The organism is Nocardia sp. NPDC058497, assembly GCF_042720195.1.
Classification (GTDB): Bacteria; Actinomycetota; Actinomycetes; order Mycobacteriales; family Mycobacteriaceae; genus Nocardia.
The window spans coordinates 1-8,813 of the sequence record NZ_JBHXMY010000225.1 but is presented as its reverse complement, the minus strand read 5'-3'; the positions used below and the strand labels follow the sequence as shown (position 1 = coordinate 8,813).

The following is an 8,813-nucleotide window of genomic DNA, read 5'->3' as shown; positions in this document are numbered from 1 at the left end:
GCGGCCCCACCTCGAGGTCGGGGAGTGCGGGGCGGCCGGGCAGCGACGGTTCGGTTCTACCTCAGGTGCATCGCGGTGGCGGCGCGGCGGAGCTTGCCCGATGACGTCTTCGGCAGGGCGCCGGGGCCGAGGACCGCGACCGTGCGCGGGCGGGCGCCGACCTCGGCGAACACCTCGTGGACGATCTCGCGCTCCATCCGCTTCACCTCGTTGGGGTCCTGGTAGTCGTTGGATTCCACCACCACCGCGAAACTTTCGCGCTTCTCGCCCGCGTCCAGCCGCACCGCCACCGCGTTGCCGGGACGAACGCCGGTCACGCGCAGCGCGGCCCGCTCGATATCGGTCGGGTAGATGTTGCGGCCGCCCATGATGATGACGTCCTTCATCCGCCCGCACACCACGATCAGGCCCGCGTCGGTGAAGTAGCCGATGTCGCCGGTGTCGAGCCAGCCCTCGTCGTCCTGGGCCGGCCGGAACCCGTCGACGGTCACGTAGCCCGAAGTCACCGCGGGACCGCGCAATTCGATGATGCCGACCGTGCGGACCGGCAGCGGCTGCCGTTCGGTGTCGACGACCCTGCCCTCCAGATCGTCGACAAGGTGGCCGAGCGTGGGCAGCCTGCGCGGGGTGCCGTGGTGGCCGGTCTCGGCGACCGGCACCGCCTTGCCGACGGCCTCGAGCAGATCCGCGTCGATGACGTCGAGCACCATGCCGTGGCCGCAGTCGGGCACCGACACGGCCAGCGTGGTCTCGGCCATGCCGTAGACCGGGGTCAGCGCCATCGGGTTGAGCCCGAAGTGCTTGCCCGCCTCCGCGAGCGCGATCATCGTGTCCGGGTCGACCGGTTCGGCGCCGTTCCACATGTAGCGCACGCTGGACAGGTCCATCGACCCCGGCTCCGCCTGCCGCAGCCGCCGGGCCAGCAGCGAGTAGGCGAAGTTCGGTGCCGCGGTGACGGTTCCGCGGTACTTGTCGATCAGCTCCGCCCACAGCAGTGGCCTTGCCAGGAAGTCCAGCGGGGTCACGCAGACCACCTCGGCGCCGAATTGCATGGGCACGCTGAGGAATCCGACCATGCCCATGTCGTGGAACAGCGGCAGCCAGCTGATCATGACGTCGTCGACGAGCTGAAACTTCACGCGATTGAACATCGCGTGCGCGTTGACGTTGAAGTTGCCGTGGGTGATTCGCACGGCCTTGGGCGACCCGGTCGACCCGGAGGTCAACTGCTGCAGGGCGATATCGGATTCGGTGGTCGGCACCGGATCGGTATCGGGGCCGGAGTGCAGGTCCTCGATCTTGACCACGGTGATCCCGCGTTCGAGCAGCACGGGTTCGGCGGCGGCGAACGGCGCACCGAGCACGACGGCCTTGGCCTCGATCATGCCGAGCACGGTTTCGGTATCGCGCACCCAGACCGCGAGATCGGTACGCGGAGTGGGCTGATGCAGCATCGTGATGGAGGCGCCACGCATCCAGATGGCCTGGCAGACGGGCGCGATGTCGACGGGCAGCCCGGCGAGCACGCCGACCGCGTCGCCGTGCTCGATCCCGGCGGCCGCGAGACCACCCGCCATGCGCCGCGCCTGGCGATGAATTTCCCCCCAGGTCTGCCGCAGCGGCGCCTCCGGTTCCCCGGTGACCAGCCCCCGTGGGCTGGTCAGCGCTGTGGCAAACATTTCGTCGGTGAACCTGCTCAACGTCGGACTCCCTTTACGCCAACGATCGGTTACGGCCGTGCTCCCAACAGAAAATCCCCGCCCGCTCAACGGGTGTTAACCCCGACTGACACCCGAGCACCCTCGCCGATCGGCTCTCGGCGGCGAAGGTGGCAGCGTAGCGGTCCACATATGGTCTACCCGATAGTGCTGACATTTCCCGCATCAGCAGATCAGTTGCCACTCTGACCTGGGCGCGATGAACCGCTGCCGGATAACGCCGCGCCGGCTGGATACTGATGCGCACCTTGGTGAAACGCAACAGTTTCCGACCGCGAGGGTTCATGCGGTCGGTTCCGTCCAGCACCACGGGCACCACCGGCGCCCCTGTAGCCATGGCAACGCGTAGCGCCCCGGTACGACCACGATAGACCGTGCCGTCGGTCGACCGTGCGCCCTCCGGGTGAATTGCCCAGGCGCAGTTCGTTGCCTTCGATAAGGACCCTCGCCGATCCGGTCGGCTGTCCGGCTAGCGGGTGATGTCGGCCAGGATCGCTACGAAGCGGTCGAGGTCTTCGGTGGTCACGAAGTAGTGGGGGGACGCGCGGACGATGGCGGGGAGGGTGCGGGCGGTCATGTCGAGGAGTGTGGAGCTGGCGTGGCTGACGGTGACGGTGACCGCGTGGTCGGCGAGGCGGTCGCGTAGGTGGAGGGGGTTGTGGTTTTCGGCGGTGAACGAGACGATGCCGCTGTGCTCGGTGCCCAGGTCGCGGACGGTGACTCCGGGCAGTTCGGGCAGGGTTTTGCGGAGGTAGGCCGCGCGCTCGGCGACGGCGGCGTAGACCTCGTCGGGGCCGAGGGTGAGCAGGTAGTCGACGGCGGCGCCGAGGCCGAGGCGGGCGGCGACGTCGCATTCCCAGAATTCGAAGCGGGAAGCGTCGGGAGCCAGGCGATATTCGCTCTCGCTCACCCACTCGGCGCTGTGCAGGTCGAGCCGGGCCGGTTCCATCGTCTGCGCCAATTCCCTGCGGACGTAGAGGAATCCGGTGCCGCGCGGGCCGCGCAGCCACTTGCGTCCGGTGGCCGAGAGCGCGTCGACGCCGAGTGCGGCGACATCGATCGGCAGCTGGCCGATCGACTGGCAGGCGTCGAGCAGGACCAGCGCGCCCGCCTCGTGGGCGATCCGGGTGGCCTCGGCGACGGGATTCACCAGGCCGCCGTTGGTGGGGGCGTGCTGGAGCGAGACCAGCCTGACCCGCTCGTCGAGCATGGCCGCGAGCGCGTCGGTGTCGAGGCGGCCGGTGTCGTCGCTGGGGATGTGCTCGACCACCGCGCCGGTCTGCTTGGCGCGCTGGAGGGCGGCGATCGCGTTGCTGGCGTAGTCGGCGCCGGAGATCAGGATGCGATCGCCGGGTCGCAGGGGCAGCGAGTAGGCGAAATCGGCCCATGACCGGGTCGCACTGTCGCTGAGCGCGATGGTGTCCGCGGTCGCGCCGATCAGGGTCGCGATGGAGGTCTTCACCGCGGCGAGATCGTCGAGACGCGCGTTAGCTGCGCGATAGCCGCCGATCTCCGCTTCCCGGTGCAGGTGGCCGATGACGGTGTCGGTGACGACCCGCGGTGGCAGCGAGGATCCGGCGCTGTCGAGGAATACCTGTCCGGTGGCAAGTCCGGGGGTGGTGGCTCTGATCGCGGCGAGATCCATCATGGCGACGACCCTAGCGTCCCGTGGCGCCCCAATTCGTCACTTTTCCTGTCGGTGCCCGTCGCTACTCTGGAATGAGTCGGTTGCATGAACACGCGAATTCCCTCGGTAGAACACAGCACGCGGAGGTTGGCATGGCGGTCACTCTGGAACGTTCTTCGTGGCCCGATTCCGCCACTGACCAGGGCGAACTATCGTCCAGGGCGGCGGCGGAGGCCTATGTCGGCGGTGTCTGCTTCAAGCTCGGGCCACCCGCGCTGATCGGCGCCGAACTGGAGTGGCTCACCGCCGGGCCCACCGGTGCGCGCCCCTCGCTCGAGCTGATGGCAGCGGCCCTCGGGCCACACGCGCCCACCTCGATCGCCCCGGCTTCGGTCGCGGCCCCCCTGCCCGGCGGGAGCATGGTCACCTTCGAACCCGGTGGTCAGATAGAACTTTCCAGCGCCCCGTTCGCCGATACCGAGGCGCTGACGCGGAATCTGCGCGCTGATGCGGCCCGTTTGCGGGACCTGCTCGCCGCCCACGGTATCGGCATCATCCCCGCCGCCGGCGATGCCGATCGACCTGCCGAACGGCTACTTCGCCTCCCCCGCTACGCCGCCATGGAACGCCGATTCGCCGGTGTCGGCCCGTTCGGCAGCCTCATGATGTGCAATACCGCCGCCACCCAGGTCAGCGTCGACGCGGGCGCCGATCCCGACGAGGTCCGAGCGCGCTGGACGGCGCTCTACGCGCTCGGACCGGCCCTGATCGCCGCCTTCGCCTGCTCGCCCGTGCTGCACGGCGCACCGCAGGGAGAGTGGGTCTCGCAGCGGATGCGCACCTGGCTGCGGCTCGACCCGTCCCGCACCCGCCCACCGGTCGCCGACTGGGCCGATCCGATCGCCGCGTACGCGCACTGGGCGCTGGACGTGCCGCTGCTGTGTGTGCGCTGCACCGAACGCGATGCCGACTGGTCGCCACCGCCGGGCGCCACCTTCGCCGACTGGCTGGCGGGCGCACTCGACGACGAGGTGGGCCGCAGACCGGGCACCGCCGACCTCGACTATCACCTGACCACCCTGTTCCCGCCGGTCAGGGCCGCGGGCCACCTCGAGGTCCGCTACCTCGACACCCAGCCCGGCGACACCTGGACCACCCCCATCCACGTCGTCGACGCGCTGTTGTCGACACCGGCGGTGGTCGCCGAGGCGACGGCCATCGCCGCCCCGACGGCAGGTGAGTGGCAGGGCGCGGCGCGCACCGGTCTGCGTGACCCCCAATTACGCCGAGCGGCAGTGGATTTACTCGAGCTGGCCGAGCAGCACGCCCGGTCGGTCACTGCCGCACAGGAATTGGTACTCGCCGCCCGCCGATGTCGGTCCGGCCGCAGCCCGCTCACCGTGGCGCAGCCGACACGCAACGGATCGTGACGATCCCGTTCACCGACCCCGATGTCGTTGTCGCCCCTCTTCGTTCGGAGCTGATCCCGTGACCCTTTCCGCCCCCGCCGACCACAGCGGCCGCGACCGCATGCGCGACCGGATCGCCGAGGTCCTGCAGCGAGCCCGCCACCGCACCGCCACCCTCACCGACAGCGTCGACGAGGCCGACCTCGTCGCCCAGCATTCGCCCCTGATGAGCCCGCTGGTCTGGGACCTCGCGCACATCGGCAATCAGGAAGAACTGTGGCTGGTCCGCGATGTCGGCGGCCGCGAGGCCGTCCGAGCCGATATCGACGAGCTCTACGACGCGTTCAAGCACGCCCGCGCGAACCGTCCCGCGCTCCCGCTGCTGAATCCCGATCAGGCGCGCGGCTACGTCGGCACCGTGCGCGAAAAGGTCTGGGATGTCCTGAGTTCCAGCGCACTGTCCGGTGATCCACTGGTGGACAACGGCTTCGCGTTCGGCATGATCGCCCAGCACGAACAGCAGCACGACGAGACCATGCTCGCCACCCACCAGCTGCGCCTCGGCGCACCGGTGCTGTCCGCACCGCCAGCGCCCACCGCGCAGGCGCTGATCGGCGGCGAAGTGGTCGTTCCCGCAGGCGAATTCCTGATGGGCACCTCCGCCGACCCGTGGGCGCTGGACAACGAACGCCCCGCCCACCCGGTGCACGTGCCCGGCTTCGCCATCGATGTCGCGCCGGTGACCAACGAGCAGTACCTGGCCTTCATCGCCGACGGCGGCTACGAGCGCCCCGAACTGTGGTCGGACCGGGGCTGGGCGCACCGGCAGGAGGCCGGGCTCGTCGCACCGCAGTTCTGGGAGCGCGACGGCACGCAGTGGACGCGCCGGGCCTTCGGTGTCAGCGCGCCGCTGCGGCCCAGGCAGCCGGTGGTGCACGTGTGCTGGTTCGAGGCCGAGGCGTACGCGCGCTGGGCGGGCAAGCGATTGCCGACCGAGGCCGAGTGGGAGAAGGCCGCCAGGTTCGATCCGGCCACCGGTGCGTCGCGGCGCTATCCGTGGGGCGAGGACACGCCGGACGAGCGCCTGGCCAATCTCGGTCAGCGGCATCTCGAGCCCGCCGACGTCGGCGCGTACCCGGCCGGTGTGTCGGCGACCGGCGTCCATCAGCTGATCGGCGACGTCTGGGAATGGTGCGCTTCGGGTTTCGAGGCGTATCCCGGGTTCCGCGCGTTCCCCTACCGCGAGTACTCGGAGGTCTTCTTCGGCGGCGACTACCGCATCCTGCGTGGCGGCTCGTTCGGCACCGACGAGTTCGCCTGCCGCGGCACCTTCCGCAACTGGGACCACCCGATCCGCCGCCAGATCTTCGCCGGCTTCCGGCTGGCCCGCGACCTGCGCGAGGACGAACGCTGATGTCCGGGAACTACGTCGGTCGTTCCCGGACCGCACGACGGGCGGGCGATCGCTGATGTGCAGACACCTCGGATACCTCGGCCCGCCGGTGCCGGTCGGTGAGTTGGTCGTGCGCGGCTCCCACTCGCTCTATCAGCAATCCTGGGCGCCCACCGACATGCGGGCAGGCGGCACGATCAATGCCGACGGTTTCGGCGTCGCCTGGTGGCGGCGGGCCGATGTGGGCGTCGAAGGCGCGCGCGACGCGGTCGCTCGCTACCGCAACGCCGCGCCCATCTGGACCGACCCAGCCGTGGGCGAGGTTCTCGGTCAGTTGGCATCGCGCGCAGTGCTCGCCGCCGTCCGGTCGGCCACCGTCGGGATGCCGGTGGAGCGCGCGGCCTGCGCGCCGTTCGTCGACGAGCATTGGGCGTTCAGCCACAACGGAGTCGTCCCCGACTGGCGGACAACACTCGCGCTCGTACTCGCCGACCTGGACGAGATACTGTCCTCCGCATCAGGATTCGGTGCGCCCGCCGGCGCGTTTCACGCCGGGGGAGACGGTGCATTGCCGTCGGGTTCGCCCGCCGGGTCGTCTTCTGGCGGGGAGCGGGCCGGTGCAGCACCGTCCGTCGATTCGTTGCGGATCCGCGCCGATGTCACACCCCTGTTCGGGTCAGCCGCGGCACTGCTGCACGCCGAGTCACTCACCGATTCCGCGGCACTGTGGGTGCTGCTTCGTGGCCTGCTCGGGGCGATCGACCCCGGCGGCCCGATCACCGACGCCGCCGCTGCGCTGCGACTGCTCACCGCCGCGGTACTGCGGCACCAGCCCAACGCCCGCCTGAACCTGTTGCTCGGCAACGGAACCCAGCTCTGGGCCACCACCTGCTGGCACTCGCTGTCGGTCCTCGTCGCCGACGACTACACCGTGCTGTGCTCCGAACCGTACGACGCCGATCCACGGTGGCAGCCGGTCGCCGATCGCCAATTGGTGATCGCTGGCCCCGGCCACTGCACCATCACCGCTCTCGAGCTTCCCGTCACCGAAAGGGTCCGTTCATGACCGCGCCGCTGCTGGACATCCACCTCACCGACGACGATCTCACCGCGGCCTTGCGCACCGACGCCCGCACCGGCCTCACCGCCACGCCGAAATCGTTGCCGCCCAAATGGTTCTACGATGCCCGTGGCAGCGAGCTGTTCGAGCAGATCACCGAACTGCCCGAGTACTACCCGACCCGCACCGAGCGGGCCCTGCTGCAACGGGTCGTCGGCGAGATCGCCGCGGCCGCCCGCCCTGAGGTGCTGGTGGAACTCGGGTCAGGCTCGGCAGCCAAGACCCGCCTGCTGCTGGACGCACTCACCGCCGAAGGCTCGCTGAAAACCTATGTACCGCAGGATGTCTCGGCATCGGCGCTACGTGGTGCGGCGGCCGAGATCGCGACCGAGTACCCGAACCTGGCCGTGCACGGCGTCGTCAGCGACTTCACCGACACCCTGCACAATCTGCCCCGCGGTGGCCGCCGGATGATCGCCTTCCTCGGCGGCACCATCGGCAACCTGGTGCCCGCCGAGCGCGCCGAATTCCTGGCCGGCATCAACGAGGTACTCGAACCTGGCGAGCTGCTGCTGCTCGGCGCGGGCCTGGTCATCGACCCGGCCGTCCTCGTTCCCGCCTACGACGACGCCGCCGGTGTCACCGCCGAGTTCAACCGCAATGTCCTGCACGTGCTCAACCACCGCCTCGGCGCCGACTTCGACCCGGACAGGTTCGAGCACATCGCGCTGTGGGACGCCGAGAACGAGTGGATCGAGATGCGCCTGCGCGCCACCGAGGCGATGACCGCCACCGTCGCCGACCTGGACCTGACCGTCGACTTCGCGGCGGGCGAGCAGCTGCGCACCGAGATCTCCGCCAAGTTCCGCCCCGACGGCCTGCGCGCGGAACTGGACGCCGCGGGCTTCACCACGGCACACGTCTGGACCGACCAGGACGACCGGTTCGCCCTGGTCCTGGCCGAACGGCGCTGAGGACTACAGGTCGAGCTCGTCGGCGAGGTACTCGCCCGCGGTGAGGTTCTCGTCGCCCTCGAGGTCGCGTTCGACGCCTTCTTCGCCGTCGATCGCGTCGTCGTCGTAGAGATCACCGTCGACGCCGTCGTCGCCGACTATCCGGACGGCGGAGACCTCGGCGGGGCGTTCGTCCTCCTCGACGGCCTCGCGGGCGGCGCCGTTCTCGGTCCACTCCTCGCCGACTTCCTCGTTGATGCCGAGGAAGCCGTCGGCGTCGGCTTCGTGATTGCGGATCACGTAGTCCTCCGGCGGGTCCTCGACGTACCGCTCGTATGTGACGATGTCGTCGGCCTGACGATCATCGCCCATGTCCATGTCCAGCGGGTTTTCACGGCTCATAAGGCCAGTATCGGCCTCCGGTCGGCGTCAGTCACCGTAGCCACGCCCGGCGGTCAGTGCTCGACGCCCTCGAAGACGCCGGTGAACCACTCGACCAGCGGCCGCAGTTCGGTCCACGCCCGCCGGATCTCGGTGGCCGCCGCCGGGGTGGTCAGCCAGTCGGGGGCGCCGAACTCGCGGCTCGCGATGAGCGACTTGTGCCGCAGCAGTTCGATGCGGGGATGGTCGATGGAGTAGCCCTTGGGCTTGGT

9 protein-coding genes are annotated in these 8,813 nt (G+C 69.7%); 4 read left to right on the top strand and 5 right to left on the bottom strand.

The features are described 5' to 3' along the window. Nucleotides 1–56: 56 nt before the first annotated feature. The 3 genes from ACFWPJ_RS16860 to ACFWPJ_RS16850 are packed head-to-tail and all read right to left on the bottom strand — an operon-like array spanning nt 57 to nt 3,366. Nucleotides 57–1,700: a fatty acyl-AMP ligase gene (locus ACFWPJ_RS16860; RefSeq protein ID WP_378852289.1), complete on the bottom strand. Its 1,644-nt coding sequence runs from the start codon at nt 1,698–1,700 to the stop codon at nt 57–59. Between the two features lie 13 nt (nt 1,701–1,713). Continuing rightward, nucleotides 1,714–2,127 carry a lysophospholipid acyltransferase family protein gene (locus ACFWPJ_RS16855; protein ID WP_378852293.1) on the bottom strand — a complete coding sequence of 138 codons (414 nt, stop codon included), beginning with the start codon at nt 2,125–2,127 and terminating at the stop codon, nt 1,714–1,716. 60 nt (nt 2,128–2,187) lie between these two features. Beyond that, nucleotides 2,188–3,366, bottom strand: coding sequence for an aminotransferase class V-fold PLP-dependent enzyme (locus ACFWPJ_RS16850; RefSeq protein ID WP_378852287.1), 1,179 nt, complete (start codon nt 3,364–3,366; stop codon nt 2,188–2,190). Nucleotides 3,367–3,497: 131 nt separating this feature from the next. Between ACFWPJ_RS16850 and egtA the strand changes: the two genes are divergently transcribed. The 4 genes from egtA (at nt 3,498) to egtD (ending at nt 8,181) form a co-directional block, all read left to right on the top strand. After that, nucleotides 3,498–4,775 (top strand): ergothioneine biosynthesis glutamate--cysteine ligase EgtA, encoded by a 1,278-nt coding sequence (gene egtA / locus ACFWPJ_RS16845; RefSeq protein ID WP_378852285.1) that lies wholly within the window; start codon nt 3,498–3,500, stop codon nt 4,773–4,775. A 100-nt stretch (nt 4,776–4,875) separates the two neighbouring features. After that, nucleotides 4,876–6,168 carry an ergothioneine biosynthesis protein EgtB gene (gene egtB / locus ACFWPJ_RS16840; protein WP_378852291.1) on the top strand — a complete coding sequence of 431 codons (1,293 nt, stop codon included), beginning with the start codon at nt 4,876–4,878 and terminating at the stop codon, nt 6,166–6,168. Between the two features lie 55 nt (nt 6,169–6,223). Beyond that, a complete protein-coding gene (locus tag ACFWPJ_RS16835) occupies nt 6,224–7,213 on the top strand; it encodes a class II glutamine amidotransferase (protein ID WP_378852283.1) in 990 nt (329 codons plus the stop codon). Further along, nucleotides 7,210–8,181, top strand: a complete 972-nt coding sequence (gene egtD, locus ACFWPJ_RS16830) for an L-histidine N(alpha)-methyltransferase (protein ID WP_378852281.1) — start codon at nt 7,210–7,212, stop codon at nt 8,179–8,181. The genes ACFWPJ_RS16835 and egtD overlap by 4 nt, the downstream gene beginning before the upstream one ends. A 3-nt stretch (nt 8,182–8,184) precedes the next feature. Here the strand turns inward: egtD and ACFWPJ_RS16825 are convergent, their stop codons facing one another. Together ACFWPJ_RS16825 and ACFWPJ_RS16820 are read right to left on the bottom strand one after the other, a co-directional pair. Continuing rightward, entirely contained in the window at nt 8,185–8,562 is a 378-nt protein-coding gene (locus tag ACFWPJ_RS16825) for a hypothetical protein (RefSeq protein ID WP_378852279.1), read from the bottom strand. Nucleotides 8,563–8,615: 53 nt separating this feature from the next. Beyond that, a partial coding sequence (locus ACFWPJ_RS16820) for a DUF2461 family protein (RefSeq protein WP_378852277.1) occupies nt 8,616–8,813 on the bottom strand: 198 nt, incomplete at its 5' end.